We start from the raw sequence: 19533 nt of genomic DNA, 5'->3' as shown, positions 1-19533 counted from the left end.
CCCCCCCCGAGGCCGGGTTACTGACGGCCCGCGCGCACCCCCGATGCGCGGGCCGTCACCTATATCTACGGTTATCCACAAGACTTTGTTGAAAATGCAACTAACCGAGCGCTAAGTGGTAACCTTCGCGCATTTATCCACAGGCGGGAAGTCACGCCTCTAGTGCAGGTGGCACAGGTGCTTCAGGCTAGGGGCATGAATACAGCACACTCTCGTTCCACCATCGTCGTTGCCATAGGCGAGGAAGCCTTGCGCGCTGAGGCGGTCCATGCCGCCGTCGCGACCAGCCACGAGGTCATTGCGGTGACCGATCCCCGCGATATTCCGCGTAGCCTTCCCGGGGCCTATACGGTTCTGGTCGATGCGCTCATGGCGCGCGTTATCGCCTCTGCCCAAGCCGCACAGACCACGCCCGTCCCGGTGCTTTTTCTCGCCGCGGATCCGGGGCCCATCGATTATGAGGCAGCACTTGCCTGCCATGCGGACCGCGCCTTTATTATCCCCGCGGAAATTAAAGACCTGCTGGCGGCAATCGCCCAGGCCGCGCACCCGCCAGAAGATCGCCCCGGTACCGCCACCATCGCGGTGGTGGGCGCCAGCGGAGGGGTAGGCACCTCCACCTTTGCCGCCGCCCTGGCGCGTTCCCACTGCACGGCGAATGAGCAGGCGCGGGCGCTGCTTATCGATGCCACCACGCACTCCGGAGGGCTCGATCTCCTCCTCGGCGTGGAAACGGCGCCGGGTGCCCGCTGGCCAGAGCTCAATATTGGCGATGGCAGCATCGATGCCGCCGATCTCTACCGCGCCTTGCCCTCTACTTCCGATGGCATAGCGGTGCTATCCGCAGCGCGCAGTACGGTCAAAGATACCTTCACGCTAGATGCCACGCTCTTGGCGGCGGTGACGTCTGCGGCGCACGCGGGAGAGGGCCTGTGCGTGGTGGATTGCACGGCCGAAAATATCCCGGCTGCCTGCACGCACGTGGTGCTGGTGGTGGCCGCGGAAGTGCGATCGGCCGCGGCGGCCGCACAACTTATCCTGCGACTGGATGAGGCGCGGCGCGACATCGTGGTGGTGCTGCGCCAACGGCAGTGGGCGGCTCTCAGCGCACCCGAGGTAGAAGACATTATCCACCACCGAGTCAGTGCCCAATTGCCCAGCGTGCGCGGGCTCACCCGCAGCATAGAGATCGGTGGACTCCCAGCCCGGCTTCCCGCGGCGCTCGCCAAAACCGTCCGTGCGGTGCGCGAGGAGGTAGGGGTATGAGCGCAGCGATGGATAGCTCGGCCGAGACCATGGAAAAGACCATGGAGAAGATGCAGCGGCTCATTGCCGCCGAGCCGGATCTGGTGCACGACGCCCCTAGCTTGGCCCGGCGGATCCGCGAGGAAGCAGGGGTTATCAGTGATGTCGCCGTGGTGGATCTGCTCCGGCGCTTGCGCCAAGATGCCACCGGCATGGGGCCACTGGATGCCTTATTGGCCCGGCAGGGCGTGACCGATGTCGTGGTCAACGGGCCTGAACACGTCTTTATGGACCGAGGAGAGGGGCTAGAGCGCAGCGATATCACCTTTCGCAACGATGGGGAGGTGCGCCAGCTTGCCTCTCGGTTGGCCGCGGCATCGGGCACGCGGCTTGATGATGCCCAGCCTTTTGCCGATGGCCGCGTCACGCGCCCCGATGGCGTCGTGCTCCGCGTGCATGCCCTTTTAAGCCCACCCGCAGTGGGCGGAACGTGCATTAGCCTGCGCGTATTGCGGCAGGCGCAGACCACCCTGCCGCAGTTGGTGGCCAATGGCACCGTGCCGGAGGACATCAGCCAGCTGCTTGCCGCGATGGTGAAAAAGCGAGTGTCCTTCCTCGTTATCGGAGGTACCGGCTCCGGCAAGACGACGCTGCTCTCGGCGCTATTGGGAACCGTATCCGAGCGCGAGCGCATCGTGGTCATCGAAGATACGGCGGAGCTATCACCCCACCACCCGCATTGCGTGAGCATCGTCTCGCGCCGGGCAAACGCTGAAGGCAGCGGGGAAATCACCATGGCGCAATTGCTGCGGCAAGCGCTGCGCATGCGCCCAGACCGCATCGTCGTCGGTGAGATTCGCGGCCCAGAGGTAGTCGATCTCCTCGCCGCGCTGAATACGGGCCACGATGGCGGTGCGGGTACCTTGCACGCCAATTCCCTCTTTGAGGTACCCGCCCGCATGGAGGCTCTCGGCGCACTCGGCGGCCTGGACCGCAGCGCCCTGCACTCGCAATTGGCGGCTGCCGTCAACGTGGTGCTCACCATGGAGCGCACGCCACATGGCCGGCGCCTGGCTCATATCGGCGTCTTAGAGGGCAATCCGGTCACCCCGCGCATTGTCTGGAGTGCAACCAAGGGGCCCGCGCCTGGCTTTGCGGAATTCTCGGCCGCGCTGTTGGAGGAACAGCGCGAAGAAGCAGGAGGTCAGGCGGATGCTTAGCTTCTTATTGCTCGCCGCAGCCCTCTTGCTGTCTGCGCCCTCGAGCGCATCCCGCATTGCTGGCAAGGACAGCCGGATAAAGGCCAGCTCCTTGGTCATTTTAGGTGCCGTATTCTGCGGCAGCTTGGTCTTCTTCTCGGTCGGGCGGATAAGTATTGCGGTCGCGGCATCGATAATTGCCTGGTGCGTGTCGTGGTATATCAAGGACGTCATGGCCGCCCGCACGCGCCGGCGCGGCCGCGAGGCCCTAGCCGGATACTTCGGTGTCGTGACCGCTGACCTGCGCGCCGGGGCGACCCTCGCAAGCGCGCTATCGCGCGGGGCGGAGTCCCTTCCCTCGACGACGCCGCGGGATATGAGCGCGGCCTTAGAATCCACCGCTACCGCGGCGGCCCGCGGCGCGCCCCCACACGTGGCGCTCTCTGGCGCCCATGCGGATGCAGAACTTACCCGGTTAGGCCACCTGCTCGAATTATCTACTCAGCATGGCATCGGGGTAGCCAGCCTCTTTGAGCAGGCCCAAAGCCGGATGGATGCGCTGCGCCGCCACCACCAATCCACCGCAGCCGGGCTGCAGGGACCCCAAGCTACGGCGACGGTCTTGGCGTGTCTTCCCATTGCGGGCATCGCCATGGGCGGGGCGATGGGGGCCAATTCGCTGGGCTTTTTGCTCGGCGGGGGAGTGGGCGGAATCCTGCTGGTCATTGGGGTGGGGCTTGCCTGCAGCGGCTTTGCCTGGTCCCGCGTCATCATCAGGAAGGCGGCACCATGATGGCCTTTATCTGCCTGGCGCTGGCCGTGCTCGTTGGGCTGCCGGCCACCAAGGGGCGGCTGGGACCGGCTACGGCACAGAACACAGCACAGCACACGGCGAAGACCCCGCGCGCCGGCCCAAGAAAGCGCGATGGCGCAACAGTGCGCGGGGGATTGATGAGCAAACTCCAGCCCTCTACCACCGTGGATCCACTCCTCGTGGCCGGGGATATCGAACTTTTCGCAGCTTGCCTGAGTGCGGGCCTGACGGTGCACGCCGCTGCTACGGCGGTCGCGCGTACGGCAGAGGCCGATACCCAGCACCTGTGGGAGACGGTATCCGCGCTCCTGGGAGTTGGCGTGCCCACGGAATCTGCATGGGACCACATGAAGGGCCATGCGGGACTAGAGGACGTGGCGGGGCTTGTCATCTTATCGGGCCAATCCGGCGCCACCATAGCCGCCGGATGCACGCGAATCTGTACTTCTTTGCGCGCCGAAGCATCTGCTCACGCTACGGCTAAAGCAGAGCGCGCAGGAGTATTCATTGCCCTCCCGCTGGCGGTGTGCTTCCTGCCAGCATTCATCGTTCTAGGCCTCGCGCCCGTAGTGATCAGCTTGGGCGCGCAGCTTTTCTAGATGCACCATTTTCACTTCTATTCAACTACTCAACCACCACACCTTTTAAGAAAGGACTCCTAAAATGTCTGCACTATTTATTAAGTACTCCCAGCTCACCCGCGCCCTCGTCCGCAACGATGAGGGGATGAGCACGATTGAATACGCCATGGGATCGCTCGCGGCCGCAGCGCTTGCCGGCGTGCTGTACATGGTCATCAACGGCGGCGGCGTGGTCGATGCCATCGAGGGAATTATCACCGATGCGCTATCGAATACCCCGAGCTAGCCGGGCGCACTAGAGAAACAGAAAGGAGGAATCATGCGCACGGTAGTCGATGACGATGGTTCGGTGACCATCGAAGCCGCCCTGGCATTAAGCTCCCTCGTCCTCGTGGCGGCGGGTATCATCGGTGCGATCGCGACGATGGCGTCCTATATCGCGGCGGTGGACATGGCGGGCGCGGCGGCTAGGTCGCACGCCATCGGCGTCGAGTACCAACCAGCGCGAGAGGATGCCCGGGTAAGCGTGCAGGAAAGCGCGGGGCTTTTCAGGGCATCGGTAAGCGTCGATGCTCCCATTGGCACCATGAGCGCGGAAGCGGTCTTTCCCGCGGAGGTGGCCGGCAATGACTAGCAGGCTCCGCGGCGAGGACGGATACGCCACCATTGCCGCCACCGGAATCATCGTCGCCATTATCAGCCTGTTACTGGTCATCGCGGCGGTAGGATCACGCGTGACCGCGCGCCATGAAGCGCAAGTGGCCGCGGACCTTGCCGCCGTGGCTGGCGCGTGGGCCTTAGCCACCGGCAAGGACGCGTGTGCGGCCGCAGAAAGCACCGCGCGGGAAAACGGCGCGAGCCTCGAGGAATGCACCGAAAATGCATCCGATATCATCGCCGTTGCCGCGGTGCGCGGCCAGAGCGCCACGGCCAAAGCGGGCCCAGTTTAAACCGCGGCCTCCTGCGTCATAGTGACGAGCGCACCGAGCAGCTTGATGGCGCCGTCCTTGCTCAGGGGATTATTGCCGTTGCCGCACTTGGGCGATTGCACGCACGATGGGCACCCGGCCTCGCACGGGCAGGAGCGCACCGCCTCAAAGGTAGCCGCGATCCACTCGGGGAAGCGGCGGAATCCCTCTTCGGCAAACCCGGCACCGCCGGGGTGGCCGTCGTAGACAAAGACGGTGGGAAGCTGCGTATCCGCGTGCAGGGCGGTGGATACGCCGCCGATATCCCAGCGGTCGCAGGTGGCGATAAGCGGCAACAGGCCAATGGCGGCGTGTTCTGCCGCATGCAAGGTGCCGGGGATATCGGCGGCGGTAATGCCCATCGCAGAAAGCGCCAGCGGGTCGATGGTATAGGCCACGGCGCGGGTGGTCAGCCGCTGTTCCGGGAGATCGAGGGGAATATCGTCGCCGATGGTGCCATCGGCAAGCCGCACCTGGTAGCCGGTGACGCGGTCGGTGACCTCGACCTCCACGTCCGCTACCCACAGGCCCGGGGAATAATTGACCAGGTTATCGGCCTCGCGCACGATGCGGATATCCGTGGTAGAGCGCGGGGTGGTCGAATACTCGGGGGTCTCCGGGCGGGCAAGCGCCACATAATCGGCCAGGAGGAGTTCCTCGATGACAAAGCTTTCGCCCTGGTGCAGGTAGACCGCGCCGGGGTGGACCTGGCTGGTCGCGCGCGCTGCATCGATGGTGCCCAGTAGCCGCCCATCGGAGGCATCCACGATCATGACCTCCTCGCCCGCCCCACCGCGCAGCGATACCGCTGAGTGAGCGGTTTCCGGGGAGAGCTCTTCCGCGCTGGAGGCGGGAATCGGCACGGCAAACCACCCGCGCTCGCGGCGGCGCACGAGGCCCTGCTCCGCAAGCTGGTGGATGACCTCGCTGGCACCCCACTCAGCAATGGTGGTATCATCCAGCGGTTTTTCCACCGCCGCGCAGTAGAGGTGACCGAAGAGAATATAGGGGTTCGTGGGGTTAAAGACGCTTGCTTCCACCGGTTTTCCCAGTAGCGCATCGGGGTGGTGCACCAGGTAGGTGTCCATGGGTTCATCGCGGGCGACGAGCACTACGAGCGAGCCTTGCCCGCGCCGGCCTGCGCGCCCGGCCTGCTGCCAAAAACTGGCTACGGTGCCCGGAAACCCTGCGGTGACCACGGCATCGAGCCCGCCGACGTCGATGCCCAGCTCGAGGGCGGAGGTGGTGGCAACGCCTAATAAGGAGGCATCGTCAAGCGCCTGCTCCAACCTGCGGCGGTCCTCGGCCAGATAGCCGGCGCGGTAGGCGGCGATGCGCTGCGCGAAATCAGGCCGGCCCAAGCTGCCGGAGAGGGTCTCGGCGGCTACCATCGCCACGACCTCGGCGGAGCGGCGGGAGCGCACGAAAGTCATGGTCCGGGCGCCTTCCGCTATGAAGGTCGCCATCATCTCGGCGGACTCGGTGGTGGCCGCGCGCCGCACGGGGGCGCCGTGCTCGCCCTCCGCGCCCTCCAGGAACTCAGGCTCCCAGAGCGCGACCGTGCGCGCGCCGGTGGGGGCGGAATCTTCAGTAATGGCGTGCGCCGGGCGGCCGGTGAGGCGCTCGGCATGCCGCGCCGGATCATTCATGGTCGCGGAGGCATAAATGATGGTGGGACGCGATCCATAATGCCGGCACAGGCGGAGCAAGCGGCGCAGAACCAGGGCCACATTGGCGCCGAATACGCCCCGGTAGGAGTGGCATTCATCGATGACGATGAACTCCAGGTGGCGCAGCACCCGCGCCCACCGCGCGTGCGCGGCCAGCATGGACATGTGCACCATATCGGGATTGGAAAACACCAGGCGCGAATGATCGCGCACGCCCGTCCGCGACTCCTGGGGCGTATCGCCGTCATAGGGCGCGGGCACCACGTTCTTGAGCTCCGGAATCCCTCGGCACAGCTCGATTGCGGATTGCAGCTGGTCCGATCCCAGGGCCTTGGTGGGGGTGAGGTAGAGCGCGCACGCGGTCTGATCCTCTGCCAGCCGGGTGAGGATGGGCAGCTGGTAGCCCAAGGATTTGCCGGACGAGGTGCCGGTAGAAATCACGGCGTCGCGGCCCTGCCACGCGCATTCGGCGAGCTCGGCTTGGTGCGCATAGAGCTTGCCGATGCCCCCATCCATCACCTCCTCCTTCAACCCCGGCAGCACCCACTCCGGCCAATCGGCGTAGCGCGCCCGCTTTGCCGGGAGCGTGGTGTGAAACGTCAGGGTGGACTCAGAAAGGCGCCGCTGGATGAGTTCTAGGAGCTCTTCACCAATGGGGTTATCGCCAGCCGGGTGAGACAATTTTTACCCCCTTGTGAGTTAAATCTATCGCTTTGGCGTGGAACGTGTCACACTGTTGACAGGCCAATGTTGTCTTGGTGCGGTTTTATACTTCACGGTACTGCTCGAGGACCCATTTACCGAATAACTACCGGCGCGGCAATCCGCGCTACCTCTTTAAGAAAAGGAACTCAGTTCACCATGACACAAGGAACCGTTAAGTGGTTTAACTCCGAAAAGGGATACGGCTTCATCGAGCGCGAGGACGGCGGCGGAGACATCTTCGTGCATTACTCCGAAATTCAGGGCAGCGGTTTCCGCACCTTGGAAGAAAACCAGAAGGTCAGCTTCGAGGTTGGATCCGGCCCGAAGGGCGACCAGGCGCAGGCCGTTTCCATTCTCTAAAATTCTCTAGGGTTTTTAAGCGCCGTAGGGCGTTTCGGCGTAGCCGCGGCGGGTATCCCACCACTCCATGATGCTGTTTTGGGCCTTTTGCAGTCCCAAGCCGATGAAGATGGCGGCGATAATGCTGATGACCATCGCAAATAGTGGGGTATCGGAAAACGCCATGCCGCCGACATAACCAATGGCCAGGGCCTGGAATACCCAGAGCATCACGCCAATGGTGTCGAAGAAGAGGAAGACCGGCCAGGGAAAGCGCATTGACCCCAGCAAAATGGTCATAAAGAGCCTGGCCGAGGGGATAAAGCGGGCAATGATAATGGCCGCTCCACCGCCGCGGCGCACATTGCGTTTTACCCAGGAGAGGGCCTCGTAGGCCTTTGTTCCTTTTTGAATGCGGTTAAGCAGCGGCATGAACCGCGTGCCCAGCAAAAAGCACAGGTTATCGCCCAACATGGCTGCTACGAGCGCCACAAAGAACATGGTGGGCAGGTGCGGAAATCCCTGCGAACCGGACCAAGCGCCGACCATATTCAGCGGGATTTCAGAGGGGAGCACTGGAAAGAAACAGTCCCCGAAAATGAGCAGGCCCACGATGGGATAAACCCACTCCGTGCCCATGATGGCTTCAATCCACATGGTTACTGTGTCAACCATCTAATCCTCCACGGGGTGTGTTGTGGGTGTGCTATCGTCCCCAACAATGCTTTCACAGCTGCTGGACTTTCTAAAAAGGTCAGTATAGACCGGTTCGGTGGGGGTGCGAAGCGCCCCCTACACAGCCTTTTGGTCTTACCGAGTATATGGTGCGAAGAACGGTATAAACCACCTGTGTACGCTAGGGGCGATTGCTGAAAGCGCACAAATTTTAATGTTCGCATCATCGAAAGGGATGAAGTCGAAGTGGCAGAAGCGGCCGAGCCGGGCAAAACTTTAGTGATTGTGGAGTCGGCAACTAAGGCGAAAAAGATCCAGCCGTACCTGGGAGATAACTACATCGTGGAGGCCTCCGTGGGGCATATCCGCGATCTCCCGCAGGGAGCTGCCGACGTGCCGGCGAAGTTCAAGAAAGAATCTTGGGCCCGCTTGGGTGTTAACCCGGAAGATGACTTCGCCCCGCTCTACGTCGTTAGCCCGGATAAGAAGAAAAAGGTCGCCGACCTCAAATCCAAGCTGAAGCAGTGCGATAACCTCTTGCTGGCAACAGACCCGGACCGCGAGGGCGAGGCCATTGCTTGGCACCTGTTGGAGGTCTTAAAGCCGAAGGTGCCGGTGCGCCGCATGGTCTTTAATGAGATCACCAAGTCCGCCATCTTGGAGGCGGCGGAAAACACCCGCGACTTGGACTATGACCTTATTGATGCCCAAGAAACCCGCCGCATCCTCGACCGCCTCTACGGCTACGAAGTCTCGCCCGTGCTGTGGAAGAAGGTCATGCCGCGGCTTTCGGCCGGGCGCGTGCAGTCGGTGGCCACGCGGGTCATCGTCGAGCGCGAGCGCGAGCGCATGGCGTTTATCTCCGCCGATTACTGGGATTTGCTCGCCACCCTGGACGCGGGGGCGGGCAGCGGCGAGGGCCCGTCGGCCTTTGACGCGCGCCTGACCGCCGTTAATGGCAAGCGCGTGGCTGTGGGCCGTGATTTCGACGATCGCGGAAACGTGAAGACCAAGGACGTCATCGTCATCACCCAGCCGCAGGCGGAGGCCTTGGAAAAGGCCCTGCAGGGCGCGGGCATGACCGTGTCCGGGGTAGAACACAAGCCCTATACCCGCAAGCCTTATGCGCCGTTTATGACCTCGACGCTGCAGCAGGAGGCGGGCCGGCGCCTGCACTTTACCTCTGAGCGTACGATGCGCATTGCACAGCGCCTTTACGAAAACGGCCACATTACGTATATGCGTACGGACTCCTCTTCGCTGTCTAAGCAGGGTTTGAACGCCGCGCGCAGCTCCGCCACCAGCATTTATGGCGAAGAATACGTCTCGGATTCCCCGCGCGTTTATGACCGCCGCGTCAAAAACTCGCAGGAAGCGCACGAGGCGATCCGCCCCGCCGGTGAGTCCTTTGCCACCCCGGGCCAGCTGTCTAGCCAGCTGGATGCGGAGGAATTTAAGCTCTATGACCTGATTTGGAAGCGCACCGTGGCCTCGCAGATGGCCGATGCTAAGGGCACCTCCATGAAGGTGGCCGTGGCTGGCACCGCGACCACGGATAACGGCACCTATGACGTCGAGTTCTCCGCAACCGGCCGCACCATTACCTTCCCGGGTTTCTTGAAGGCTTACGGCGCCGACGAGGATACGAGCAAGAAGAGCGAGAACCGCCTGCCGCACCTGGAGGAGGGCCGCGATCTGAAGGCCGAAGAGGTATCGGCAGAAGGCCACTCCACCAACCCGCCGGCGCGCTATACAGAAGCGAGCCTGGTGAAAAAGATGGAAGACTTGGGCATCGGGCGCCCGTCGACGTATGCCTCCATCATCAAGACCATCCAAGACCGCGGTTACGTGGTCTCGCGCGGCAACGCCCTAGTGCCTTCGTGGGTAGCCTTCGCCGTCGTGGGCCTCTTGGAAGAAAACTTCACCGAGCTGGTGGATTATGACTTCACCTCGTCCATGGAAGATGAGCTGGACTCGATTGCCACCGGAACGGAGGATGGCACGGACTGGCTGAACGGCTTTTACTTTGGCAACGCTGAGGCCAACGAGCACAAGGCGGCCTCCATCGCGCGGCATGGCGGGCTGAAATCGCTTATCGATGTCAACCTCGAGGCCATCGATGCCCGCAAGGTCAACTCGCTGAAGCTCTATACCGATTCGGAGGGCCGCGAGGTCTTCGTGCGCGTCGGCCGCTACGGGCCCTATATCGAGCGCGCGATCGGCACCAACGAGGACGGCAGCGTGGAATATCAGCGCGCCAACCTCTCTGAAACCGTGACCCCGGACGGGCTGAATGAACAGCTGGCGGAAAAGCTCTTCGCCACCTCGCAGGGCGGGCGCCAGCTGGGCGAGAATCCCGAAAACGGCCGCATGGTGGTGGCGAAGGAAGGCCGCTTTGGCCCCTATGTCACCGAGGTCGTCCGCGATGATGAGCGGGAAAAGGCCGAGGCGGAGGCCTTGGAGATCGTCGCGAAGGAGCGCGCAGAAGAGGATAAGCAGCGCGCCGAGGAAGGCAAGCGCGCCAAGAATTGGGAGACCAAGACGGCCGCGAAGCAAAAGGAAAAGCGCATCAATGACTACATTGATGAGAAGCTGAAGCCGGGCACGGCCTCGCTCTTTAGCTCGATGGAGCCGCTGACCGTCACGCTGGAACAGGCCCTTGAGCTGCTGTCCCTGCCGCGCGAGGTGGGCGTGGACGACGGGGAGATGATCACTGCCCAAAACGGCCGCTACGGCCCCTACCTGAAGAAGGGATCGGATTCGCGCTCGCTGGCTAAGGAAGAGCAGATCTTTAGCATCACCTTGGATGAGGCCCGCCGCATTTATGCGGAGCCGAAGCGCCGTGGCCGCGCGGCCGCACAGCCGCCGCTCAAGCAACTCGGCGATAATGACGTCTCGGGCAAGCCTATGACCGTTAAGGATGGCCGCTTCGGCCCGTACGTTACGGACGGCACCACCAATGCGTCCCTGCGCCGCGGCGACGATCCGGAGCAGCTTACCGATGCCCGCGCCAACGAGCTCCTTTCCGAGCGCCGCGCCAAAGAGGCCTCTGGGGAGACGAAGAAGAAGTCTTCTAAGAAGAGCACAAAGAAGTCGACCAAGAAATCGACGAAGAAGGCGACCAAGAAGTCCAGCAAGAAGGCCACTAAGAAGGGCGCGAAGAAGGCGGCTAAGAAATCCAGCTCGAAGCCTTCGCCCGGCACGAAGAACGTGGTGAAGGCCGGCTCGCGGAAGAAATAAGCGAAGAAATTAGTAAGGTGGCGGGCATGAATGATTTTCTTGCCCGCACCGAGGAAGGCGCCGCGGCCTTGACCCGCGCGGTGTCCGAAACCTTTGCCGATGTCACCGACCCAGCCCGGCGCACGCCGCGGGGCTGGCGGCGTTTCGCGTACCTGGCGCTTGGTGAATCCACGGTATGGGCCCGCCTCTTTGGCTGGAAGAAGGCCCACACCATCACAAGCGCGCCGCTTTTGCCCCTTTTGGCGGCGGAGGCGCAAAACCCCACCCTGAGCCCCGCACTGCTGGCCGGCGCGGTGGGCCAGGTGGAAAAGTCGCGCCGCTTGCACCGCCCCTCCCTCCTTGGGGTGGCAGGCGTTACCGCTAGCCACGCGGCGTATTCGTGGGTGCTTTATCGGCGCGGCGCGCGCAACGATGCCCGCGGTTGGGGCCTGCGCGCCATGGCGTGGGCGGCGGCGCTCGTCGCCACGCGCAAGCAGCCCACTCGGACCGCGGTAGCGGTGGGCGGCGCGGCGGTGCTGACCACCTCGGCGCTGGCGGGCGATCCGCGCCTGCGCACCGATGCGACGAAGGGCTTGAGCCACGGCGCCAATCTCTTGGTCGCGGCGGAAGGCCTGACTGCGCTGCGAGCGCGAATAGCAGCAGCCGGGTCTCAGAAGGACAAGAAACATGCCAAGCCCTCGAAGGCGGCCAGAGCAGTGGGCGCGGCGGAGGCTGGTGCCTTGGCCCTCGGGCACTTCCTGCTAGTCGATGCCCTGTCTAGGTAAGGCCCTGCCTAGGCAAGCTCCGCTCCGGCTGCATGCTCGGGCCATAAGACAGCCGGCGGTGCACCACCTCGAAGGGCCCGCGCAGGCCCAGCGCTTCGAGCACGCACGCGCCAATCACGGTGACCAGCCACACGCCGCAGGCGAGCCCGGCTTGGCCGAAGGCTCCTAAGTCGTGGCCGTAGTCCAGCGTGAAGGGGTGCACGATAAGGAAAAACAGCATCGACTGGCCCACATAACCACTCATGGATCGTTTCCCCAGCGCGACGAAGGGCCACAAGAGCGCGGGCACGGAGGCACCGGTTGCTAGGCGCTCTTGCACGGGCTGCAAGATAAGGGCGAGCCCGGCGAGGATTCCCGGCCCGGTTAGCACGCCGAGGGTGGAATTGGCGCTACTGGCGGCGTTCGCCCAACGCTCATCAATGACCCCGAGGGTGCCCAAAGACCACAGCGTGCCAATGACCAGCGTTACGGCGGCGGCGATGGCCACCCAGCGCAGGAGTTGGGGGCGGTGAGAGGGGACATCGGCAAGCACGCCCTCGCGCGCCCACACAAAGCCCACCAGCATGACCGGCAGGTACATCAGCACGATGAGTGGGGCGGAGATGATCTGCGCGCCCAGGGTGAGAAGCTGGCTGAGCAGCAGGTCACCGTAGGAATTCACCGTGCCAATGGCATCGACGGGGATATCGAGCCCGCCGTCCACCGCGGAGAAAATAAACGCGGCGATGCCGAGCATCGTCAGCACCCCGAGCGCGATATAAGAAATCTTGCGCAGCGTAGAATTATGCAGCGTGAGCAGCAGGGCAATGACTATGCCCGCAATGCCGTAGACAAACATGATATCGCCCCAAAACAGCAGCACCATGTGCACCGCGCCCAACAGCGCGAGGAAGCCATAGCGCTTGGCGATGACCCTCCTTGCCTCCCCCAGCGGAAATCCCCGCCGCCACAGGCTCATCGCAATAAGCCCCACGCCGAAGCCCAGCAGGGTCGAAAACATGGGTAGGCCGCGGTTGTGCACGAAGAAAGCGCCGAAGACGACGGCGATTTTATCGAGCACGCTGTCATTGAGGATGCCGCCGAAATACGCGCCCGGGCGGTCCTCGGTGATGATCCACGCGGTGGTCATATTCGCTATCGCGATGCCTAAAAGCGCCATTCCGCGCGCAGCATCGGGCACGATGAGGCGGGTGCTGGCCATTAGATTTCGCACCTTTCTGCCAGGCTGGCGCGGATGGGGCGCGCCAGCTGGGTCATGCGGCGGCGCCCGCGCAGCTCGATGGATTTCATGACGGTCCAGCGGGCCTGCTCGGCCTCGTTGGCGGTCTTTAAGGTAGCAGCGTTGGTCAGGACCTGGCCGGGGGTGTCCTTGGCCATTTCGGTCAGGCGGGCGGCCTCGTTAACGGCATCGCCGATGACGGTGTACTCGAAGCGATCCGCGCCGCCGATGTGGCCTGCCACCACGTGGCCGGAGGCGACGCCGATGCCGGCCTGCAGCTCGAGCCCGCGCAATTCCCCGCGCAGCTCGCGGGCGGCCTGCAGCGCCATCGAAGTCGAGTCGTACACGTTGAGCGGCGCGCCAAAGACGGCGAGGGCGGCATCGCCTTGGAACTTATTGATGATGCCCTTATTGCGGTGCACCACCGTCACGACGTGCTCGAAGAATTTATTGAGCTCCGTGACCACTTCTTCGGGGGAGTGGTTGACCGCGAAGGTGGTGGAACCGATGACATCGATGAACAGCACCGCGACCTTCCGATCCTCCCCGCCCAATTCGGGGCGCTCATCAAGGGCGCGCTGGGCCACCTCGGTGCCCACGTAGCGGCCGAAGATATCGCGGACGCGTTGGCGCTCGCGCAGCCCGCGCATCATCTCATTAAATCCCGCCTGCAGGACGCCGAGCTCGGATCCATCGTAGATATCGACCTCGGCATCGGACTCGCCGCGGCGCACGCGGTTGATCGCATCCTGCAATTCCACGATGGGATCGACCACGCTCATGATGGCGAAGCTGGTGCCGATAAACCCAGTGGCCAAGGCCGTGAGGGCCAGTGCCACGATGGCCGGGATGATTTCGCTGGTATCGCCGGAGAAGAGCCCGGTGTGCTGCCCCAGCAGCACCAACACGATGCCGAGTAGCGGCACCCCGGAGGTCATCAGCCAGGTCGAAAAGAGGCGATACTTGATGGGCGGTTCGACGGTGGAATCTTCAAAGCGGCGGGCGACGGCCTGCGCGGCGACGGGCCGCACGAGGCGCTCTGCCTGCAGGTAGGTCAAGATGATGACCACTAGGCCCGCCAGGGTGGTGGAGACCCCCACGACGAGTCCGAGACGCCCGGACTGCCCGCTGGAGATAACCACCGTCAGGATAATGCCGATGAGCCAGACCGCGGCCGCGACCAGGGATTGGTACACAGGGATGCGCAGTACGAGGGTGCGCACCATATTTGGATCGTGCGCATCGGGATTGCGCTGCCAGTCCAGCACGGGGCGGAAGAGCAGCAGGGTAGCGGCGATGCCGATGATGACGGCAAAGATGAGGTAGACCGCCGCCACGCCCTTGAGGTTGGGCAGCTCGGCGGCAAAGTCCTCGATTTCCGGCATGGGCAGGAAATAGAGGATGAAGGTCATGATCGCGATGGCGCCGATGAGATTGGCGCCCAAGACCAAGGCAGCGTATACCGGCCATTGGGTTCCCATAAGCCAACGAGCGCCACGCAATAGTCTGTTCATAACTACTTACTGTAGTAAGACCAGTAGGCTAGAGCGAGTGAATACGGGAAGCGTTGCGCAACGATTGGCAGATACCCCAGGTGTGGCCCGCACTATCTTGGGTGCCGCGCGGGCGGCGCGGGGGATGCCGGGGGCAGATCCGCGGGCGATGAGCCATTCCTGGCTCTTTACCGGCCCGCCCGGTTCGGGGCGTTCCTTGGCCGCAATCGATTTCGCGGCCGCGCTCATGTGCACGGATCCGGAGGAACCGGGCTGCGGAAAATGCGAGGCCTGCCGCGCCGTGCTAGGCACCAAGCAGCACACGGACCTGGTCTTGGTGGACCCGCAGGAGGTCATCATCCCGGTGGATACGGTGCGAGAGGTCATTGGGCGCGCCGCGAGCCTGCCCACGGTCGCCCCGTGGCGCGTGGTGATCTTCAATAACGCGGATCGCCTCAACAATAACGGCGCCAACGCGCTGCTCAAGACGGTGGAGGAGCCGCCGGAGCGCACCGTGATTATCATGTGCGCGCCTTCCGATGCCCCCGAGGATTTCTCCCAGACCCTGCGCTCGCGCTGCCGGCACCTGTACATCCCCTCGCCGTCGGTGGACAATATCGTTGCCCAGCTGGTGAGCGAAGGCGCCTCGGATCACGATGCCCGCCTCGCCGCCGTCACTTCCCTGCGCCACGTGGGCAGGGCGCGCCACTTGGTGGCAGAGCCGACGGTGCAAAAACGCCGCGCTGTGGCCATCAACCTGGCCGAGGACATCTTCCACGAATCCCAGGGCTTTCAGGCGGTGACCTCGCTTCTCAAGCTGGTGGATGCGGACGCGAAGGAATCGCACAAGGAGGAAGAAGAAGCGGAGCTGGCCAAGCTGGAAAATACCTTTGGCGTGGGCGCGAAGGGCAAGGGCGCGGCGAAGGCGCAGCGTGATGCCCGCTCCGCCATCAAGGACCTACAAGAACAGCACAAGAAGCGGGCGAAGCGACGGGTCATCGATAACCTCGACCTAGTGCTCGTCGATCTCTCCGGAATTTACCGCGACGCGCTGATGACAAAGGTGGGCGCGCAGGTGGAGATGACCCACCCGGATTTCGCGGGGCTATCTGGCGAGCTGGCGCAGCGGGTGAACGAGGAGGGCCTCTTGGAGTGCCAGTCCGCCATTTCTTATTGCCGCGAGCAGCTGACCCAGAACGTAGGTACGCAGATTGCCTTCGACGGCTTGGTGGGCAGGCTGCGGCGGGCCTGCCTTTAGCGCTGGGGGGCTGTCTAGTACCGGGACCGTCGCTAGTATCGGGCCGGAGTTTAACACCGGCCCGCCAAAAACCAGGCCTAGGCACCGATTTCTTTTCCGCGCCACCCCTGCGATAGAATCGCCAGTGCTGCTTAAGTAGCGCGCCGCCTTAGCTCAGTCGGTAGAGCATTTCACTCGTAATGAAAAGGTCGCGAGTTCGATTCTCGCAGGCGGCTCCATTTTTATCTGTGCGGGTTTCTTCCTTAATGTAAACTCTCTTTCAATTGAAGCAGGCCATATGGCCTTGATGAGGGAGCAGACGATACATTGCTTATTGCTACCGTCGCAGCAGAAATTCTCTTTTGGGCGTGCCTCATTCTGGGTGGTGTTCTCCGCTACATCGTTAAGGCCCCAAGAATTGGACTGGCATTTTTTATCGCTACGCCAATTATTGACATAGTCCTGTTAATTTTCTCATTTTTCACCATGCATAATGATGGCGAAGCGGGATTCATGCACGGTTTCGCAGCTTTTTATATCGCATTTTCGCTGGTCTTTGGCGGCGATATCATACGCGCAGTTGATCGGAAACTCAGCGGGAAGTCGAAAACCGAGTCTGGGAATCAGTCCGATAATAATTTAAGAAAATCCGTATATGCCAGTGCGGTGACGGCTGCGATCCTTATAGTTAGCATCGCGGTGGTAGGGCTAGACGGCAGCTTCTGGTTGATTTATTGGCTTGTTGCCGTGCTCTTTACCCCACCGATGTGGTGGGGCATTGAAAAATTTAATCGCCGTGCTTGAGCAGGCGCGGAACCACCTTGCCGGTGGCATTGCGCGGCAGCTTGGATAAGAAATGCACATCGCGGGGCACGGAGTGCTCGGCGAGCTTTTCGTGCACCCAGGCGCGGATGGCATCGGCAGTCAGTTCGCGGCCGGCGGCATCGGCAGTAGGCACCGCCCAGACGGCGATGCGGCTGAAGGTCTCGCTATCCTCCACACCACCCGCGTGCACTTCATCGATGCCGGGCATGGCCTCGAGCACCTCGGTCACGGACTGGGGGTGGACATTCTCGCCGCCCACGATGATCATGTCATCGGCCCGGCCCACGACGTGGAGGAAGCCCTGCTTGTCGATGTACCCAAGATCACCGATCGACAACAATCCATCGATCCGATTGAGCTTGAGCTTGGGGTTGGTATAGCCGGTCATGGCGGTGGAATTGGTGAGGTAGATTTCGCCCACCTCGCCGCGAGGAACGGGGTGGCCCTCCTCATCGAGGATGCGCAGCTTGGTGCCATTGGCCACCTTGCCCACCGCATCAGGGTTTTCTGCGACTTGTTCCATCGTGGCCGTTGAGGCAAGCGCCAGCTCCGTGGAGCCGTAGACGTTGCACAGGATGGGGCCGAAGCGCGCGTTGGTGTCCTTGACCACCTGCGGGGTAAGTGCATTGCCGGCAGAGGCGATGAAGTTCAGGCTGGAGGTATCGAAGGAACCCTCGGGATCGTGATCCACCAAGCGCTTGAAAAAGATGGGGGAGGAGAGCATGCCGTCGAGGCGGTAGCGTTGGACATCATCAAGCACCTGCTCCGGCTCAAAGACGCGGCGGGTGACGATGGTATTGCGCAGCCCCAAGGCGATATTGATGCAGGCCCACCCCCAGGTGTGGAAGATGGAGGCCGTCATCTGCACACGCTGATCGGCGCGCCACGGGATATTGCCCACGATGGAGGCGAGCACGACGGGCAACGTCGGCTCAGGGCGCACGATGCCCTTGGGGATGCCGGTCGTGCCGGAGGACATCAGCACGATGGGGCCGTGCTTGGGAAAGGTGGGAAGCTCGATATCCAGGGGATTCTTCACGATTTTCTCGAGCGTGGGCAGATCGCTTGCTCCCGTATCGTGGGCGATAATGACCGGAATATCGAGGTTGGGATCGACGCGATCGATGAATTCATCATCGATGACGAGGACGTTAATGCCATTTTCTTCGATGCAGCCGGCGAGCTGCTCTGGGGAAGAACCGACATTGAGTAGGTAGATCCCGGCACCGGCGTAGCCCTTGGCGCCCAAAGGAATGATGATGCCGCGGCCGTTGCGGGCCATGACGCCGAGCCGGATTTCCGGCAGCTCCAAGGACTCTAGGTAGCGGGCGAAATTCTGCGCGTGGGATCGCAGCTGGCGGTAGGTGAGGGTGCCATCGTCATCGATAAGCGCGAGGCGATCGGGGCAGGTTAAATAGGCCTGCTCGATTTCGCGCGCCGTGGTGAAGCGGTAACGCGCGAGGTTGGGCAGGAGCTTGAGCTGCCCGCCAAGCCCGCCTTGCCGGGTGATAAGCCCTGACTTGAAGAGGGCAGGAAAGAACTGGCTGAGCGCGGAGGCGTGGAAGGGAACATCAGACAATTTCATGGAAGAGAAAGCTCCGAAAAGAGAAGATAACGAAAATATAACTACGAACGATATCGTCAGAAGAAAAGATAGTGTTGCTTTTAACTCGAAAAATGTTACCAGAGTGACTAATATACACTTAAGTTACAAGGTGTGAAGAAAAGGTCTCTCAATGAAATCTATAAAACTCAAGGCATTTTCGGTCGTCGCTTCCGCGATTGCGGTGGTGGGCGTGGCGGTAGCGGCGCCGCAGGCTAGCGCGGCAGAGCGCAATCTCGTTTCCTTCGGTGACTCGGTCATGGCGGATCCGAACGGCGGGGAATACTTGAAGGACCGCTTCAATCCAACGCGGGTAATCGGGGAAAACTGCCCCACCTCCTTCAACTATGCGAAGCGGGCCGGCGCCAAGATGGGGCTGCCGGTGCGCGATTTCTCCTGCTCCGGTGCGGTGTCGATGTCCAATGGCCCGCAGATCTGGCAGCAGGTGGATGCCGCCATCGGATCGGGCGCGCTGACCCCAGATACCGCGCGCGTACTGATTACCACCGGCTTCAACGACACCTATAACCACCGCGAACTGAACATGGATCAGATTCGCCGGGAATTTACGGACCGCACCGCCCCGCAGATTGAACGGATTAAGCACGCCGCACCGAATGCCCGCATCCAGATCGTGGGCTACCCCACCATCGGTTCGGGGCCGCACTACTGCCTTGTTCACGTTGGCCCGACGCCGCTGGATTCGACCTTCCTGCCCATGGTTCAGGACTACGAAAACAAGGCGCAGTGGATGCAGGTTGATCTGGCGGCCCGCACGGGCGTGCAATTCCTGGACATGAAGCCATCGACCCGCAATAACGGCATGTGCGCCAATGCGAATGACCGCATGTGGGCAGGTCTCGTGGACTTTACGGCGGGCGCGGGCAACTTGCCCATCCACATGAACCAGCGCGGCCACGAGTACGCGGCCAACGTGATTGCGGCTTCCTAGCAAC

18 protein-coding genes and 1 tRNA gene are annotated in these 19533 nt (G+C 62.5%); 14 read left to right on the top strand and 5 right to left on the bottom strand.

The genetic code is table 11. The annotated features are described in order from the left end of the window. Positions 1–195 precede the first annotated feature (195 nt). The 7 genes from ssd (at position 196) to ABRP95_RS10165 (ending at position 4789) form a co-directional block, all read left to right on the top strand. Positions 196–1266 (top strand): septum site-determining protein Ssd, encoded by a 1071-nt coding sequence (gene ssd / locus ABRP95_RS10195; protein ID WP_349839391.1) that lies wholly within the window; start codon positions 196–198, stop codon positions 1264–1266. Continuing rightward, positions 1263–2465 carry a TadA family conjugal transfer-associated ATPase gene (locus ABRP95_RS10190; protein ID WP_349839389.1) on the top strand — a complete coding sequence of 401 codons (1203 nt, stop codon included), beginning with the start codon at positions 1263–1265 and terminating at the stop codon, positions 2463–2465. Before ssd ends, ABRP95_RS10190 begins: the two co-directional genes overlap by 4 nt. Further along, complete coding sequence (locus tag ABRP95_RS10185; RefSeq protein ID WP_349839388.1) at positions 2458–3237, top strand: type II secretion system F family protein; 780 nt, start codon at positions 2458–2460, stop codon at positions 3235–3237. Before ABRP95_RS10190 ends, ABRP95_RS10185 begins: the two co-directional genes overlap by 8 nt. Further along, positions 3234–3857 carry a type II secretion system F family protein gene (locus ABRP95_RS10180; protein ID WP_284770751.1) on the top strand — a complete coding sequence of 208 codons (624 nt, stop codon included), beginning with the start codon at positions 3234–3236 and terminating at the stop codon, positions 3855–3857. The genes ABRP95_RS10185 and ABRP95_RS10180 overlap by 4 nt, the downstream gene beginning before the upstream one ends. Positions 3858–3921: 64 nt before the next feature. Next, positions 3922–4125: a DUF4244 domain-containing protein gene (locus ABRP95_RS10175; protein ID WP_005276515.1), complete on the top strand. Its 204-nt coding sequence runs from the start codon at positions 3922–3924 to the stop codon at positions 4123–4125. 33 nt (positions 4126–4158) lie between these two features. After that, positions 4159–4473, top strand: coding sequence for a hypothetical protein (locus ABRP95_RS10170; protein WP_284783208.1), 315 nt, complete (start codon positions 4159–4161; stop codon positions 4471–4473). Beyond that, on the top strand, positions 4466–4789 hold the full coding sequence (locus ABRP95_RS10165) for an Rv3654c family TadE-like protein (protein WP_284850372.1): 324 nt from the start codon (positions 4466–4468) through the stop codon (positions 4787–4789). The genes ABRP95_RS10170 and ABRP95_RS10165 overlap by 8 nt, the downstream gene beginning before the upstream one ends. On the opposite strand, the gene ABRP95_RS10160 is transcribed toward ABRP95_RS10165, so the two are convergent. Further along, positions 4786–7158 carry a DEAD/DEAH box helicase gene (locus ABRP95_RS10160; RefSeq protein WP_349839386.1) on the bottom strand — a complete coding sequence of 791 codons (2373 nt, stop codon included), beginning with the start codon at positions 7156–7158 and terminating at the stop codon, positions 4786–4788. The two genes, ABRP95_RS10165 and ABRP95_RS10160, sit on opposite strands and share 4 nt — an antisense overlap. Before the next feature lie 180 nt (positions 7159–7338). On the opposite strand from ABRP95_RS10160, the gene ABRP95_RS10155 reads away from it, so the two are divergent. Then, a complete protein-coding gene (locus ABRP95_RS10155; RefSeq protein ID WP_005276524.1) occupies positions 7339–7542 on the top strand; it encodes a cold-shock protein in 204 nt (67 codons plus the stop codon). A 15-nt stretch (positions 7543–7557) separates the two neighbouring features. Here the strand turns inward: ABRP95_RS10155 and ABRP95_RS10150 are convergent, their stop codons facing one another. Further along, the gene (locus ABRP95_RS10150; protein ID WP_023016600.1) at positions 7558–8196 is read right to left on the bottom strand and encodes a DedA family protein; all 639 of its coding nucleotides are present in this window, start codon (positions 8194–8196) and stop codon (positions 7558–7560) included. Positions 8197–8442: 246 nt separating this feature from the next. Here ABRP95_RS10150 and topA point away from each other — a divergent pair, with 246 nt between their 5' ends. Both topA and ABRP95_RS10140 read left to right on the top strand, forming a co-directional pair. Beyond that, positions 8443–11436 carry a type I DNA topoisomerase gene (gene topA, locus ABRP95_RS10145; protein WP_349839384.1) on the top strand — a complete coding sequence of 998 codons (2994 nt, stop codon included), beginning with the start codon at positions 8443–8445 and terminating at the stop codon, positions 11434–11436. A gap of 26 nt (positions 11437–11462) precedes the next feature. Next, complete coding sequence (locus tag ABRP95_RS10140; RefSeq protein ID WP_284770755.1) at positions 11463–12200, top strand: hypothetical protein; 738 nt, start codon at positions 11463–11465, stop codon at positions 12198–12200. On the opposite strand, the gene ABRP95_RS10135 is transcribed toward ABRP95_RS10140, so the two are convergent. Both ABRP95_RS10135 and ABRP95_RS10130 read right to left on the bottom strand, forming a co-directional pair. Beyond that, positions 12193–13401, bottom strand: coding sequence for a DUF418 domain-containing protein (locus ABRP95_RS10135; RefSeq protein WP_349839382.1), 1209 nt, complete (start codon positions 13399–13401; stop codon positions 12193–12195). The genes ABRP95_RS10140 and ABRP95_RS10135 overlap by 8 nt on opposite strands. Beyond that, a complete protein-coding gene (locus ABRP95_RS10130; RefSeq protein WP_349838525.1) occupies positions 13401–14933 on the bottom strand; it encodes an adenylate/guanylate cyclase domain-containing protein in 1533 nt (510 codons plus the stop codon). The genes ABRP95_RS10135 and ABRP95_RS10130 overlap by 1 nt, the downstream gene beginning before the upstream one ends. Before the next feature lie 37 nt (positions 14934–14970). On the opposite strand from ABRP95_RS10130, the gene ABRP95_RS10125 reads away from it, so the two are divergent. The 3 genes from ABRP95_RS10125 to ABRP95_RS10115 all read left to right on the top strand — a co-directional run bounded on the left by ABRP95_RS10125 (position 14971) and on the right by ABRP95_RS10115 (position 16953). Further along, positions 14971–16170, top strand: coding sequence for a DNA polymerase III subunit delta' (locus ABRP95_RS10125; protein WP_284785471.1), 1200 nt, complete (start codon positions 14971–14973; stop codon positions 16168–16170). 142 nt (positions 16171–16312) lie between these two features. Then, positions 16313–16388 (top strand) — tRNA-Thr (locus ABRP95_RS10120). A gap of 88 nt (positions 16389–16476) precedes the next feature. Then, positions 16477–16953, top strand: a complete 477-nt coding sequence (locus ABRP95_RS10115; protein ID WP_349839381.1) for a hypothetical protein — start codon at positions 16477–16479, stop codon at positions 16951–16953. On the opposite strand, the gene ABRP95_RS10110 is transcribed toward ABRP95_RS10115, so the two are convergent. After that, a complete protein-coding gene (locus ABRP95_RS10110) occupies positions 16937–18559 on the bottom strand; it encodes an AMP-binding protein (RefSeq protein WP_349839380.1) in 1623 nt (540 codons plus the stop codon). The two genes, ABRP95_RS10115 and ABRP95_RS10110, sit on opposite strands and share 17 nt — an antisense overlap. A gap of 151 nt (positions 18560–18710) precedes the next feature. On the opposite strand from ABRP95_RS10110, the gene ABRP95_RS10105 reads away from it, so the two are divergent. Next, positions 18711–19529: a GDSL-type esterase/lipase family protein gene (locus ABRP95_RS10105; protein WP_349839378.1), complete on the top strand. Its 819-nt coding sequence runs from the start codon at positions 18711–18713 to the stop codon at positions 19527–19529. The last annotated feature ends 4 nt before the right edge of the window (positions 19530–19533 follow it).

It is taken from the genome of Corynebacterium sp. KPL2895 (genome assembly GCF_040225815.1).
Lineage (GTDB): Bacteria > Actinomycetota > Actinomycetes > Mycobacteriales > Mycobacteriaceae > Corynebacterium > Corynebacterium rhinophilum.
Note: the sequence above shows the minus strand (reverse complement) of the source record. Positions and strands in the feature narration are given on the sequence as shown.

Bases quoted from the DNA above. Each gene is read 5' to 3' on its own strand.
- ssd (WP_349839391.1), top strand. From the start codon at position 196: ATGAATACAGCACACTCTCGTTCCACCATCGTCGTTGCCATAGGCGAG.
- ABRP95_RS10190 (WP_349839389.1), top strand. From the start codon at position 1,263: ATGAGCGCAGCGATGGATAGCTCGGCCGAGACCATGGAAAAGACCATG.
- ABRP95_RS10185 (WP_349839388.1), top strand. From the start codon at position 2,458: ATGCTTAGCTTCTTATTGCTCGCCGCAGCCCTCTTGCTGTCTGCGCCC.
- ABRP95_RS10180 (WP_284770751.1), top strand. From the start codon at position 3,234: ATGATGGCCTTTATCTGCCTGGCGCTGGCCGTGCTCGTTGGGCTGCCG.
- ABRP95_RS10175 (WP_005276515.1), top strand. From the start codon at position 3,922: ATGTCTGCACTATTTATTAAGTACTCCCAGCTCACCCGCGCCCTCGTC.
- ABRP95_RS10170 (WP_284783208.1), top strand. From the start codon at position 4,159: ATGCGCACGGTAGTCGATGACGATGGTTCGGTGACCATCGAAGCCGCC.
- ABRP95_RS10165 (WP_284850372.1), top strand. From the start codon at position 4,466: ATGACTAGCAGGCTCCGCGGCGAGGACGGATACGCCACCATTGCCGCC.
- ABRP95_RS10155 (WP_005276524.1), top strand. From the start codon at position 7,339: ATGACACAAGGAACCGTTAAGTGGTTTAACTCCGAAAAGGGATACGGC.
- ABRP95_RS10150 (WP_023016600.1), bottom strand. From the start codon at position 8,196: ATGGTTGACACAGTAACCATGTGGATTGAAGCCATCATGGGCACGGAG.
- ABRP95_RS10140 (WP_284770755.1), top strand. From the start codon at position 11,463: ATGAATGATTTTCTTGCCCGCACCGAGGAAGGCGCCGCGGCCTTGACC.
- ABRP95_RS10135 (WP_349839382.1), bottom strand. From the start codon at position 13,401: ATGGCCAGCACCCGCCTCATCGTGCCCGATGCTGCGCGCGGAATGGCG.
- ABRP95_RS10130 (WP_349838525.1), bottom strand. From the start codon at position 14,933: ATGAACAGACTATTGCGTGGCGCTCGTTGGCTTATGGGAACCCAATGG.
- ABRP95_RS10110 (WP_349839380.1), bottom strand. From the start codon at position 18,559: ATGAAATTGTCTGATGTTCCCTTCCACGCCTCCGCGCTCAGCCAGTTC.
- ABRP95_RS10105 (WP_349839378.1), top strand. From the start codon at position 18,711: ATGAAATCTATAAAACTCAAGGCATTTTCGGTCGTCGCTTCCGCGATT.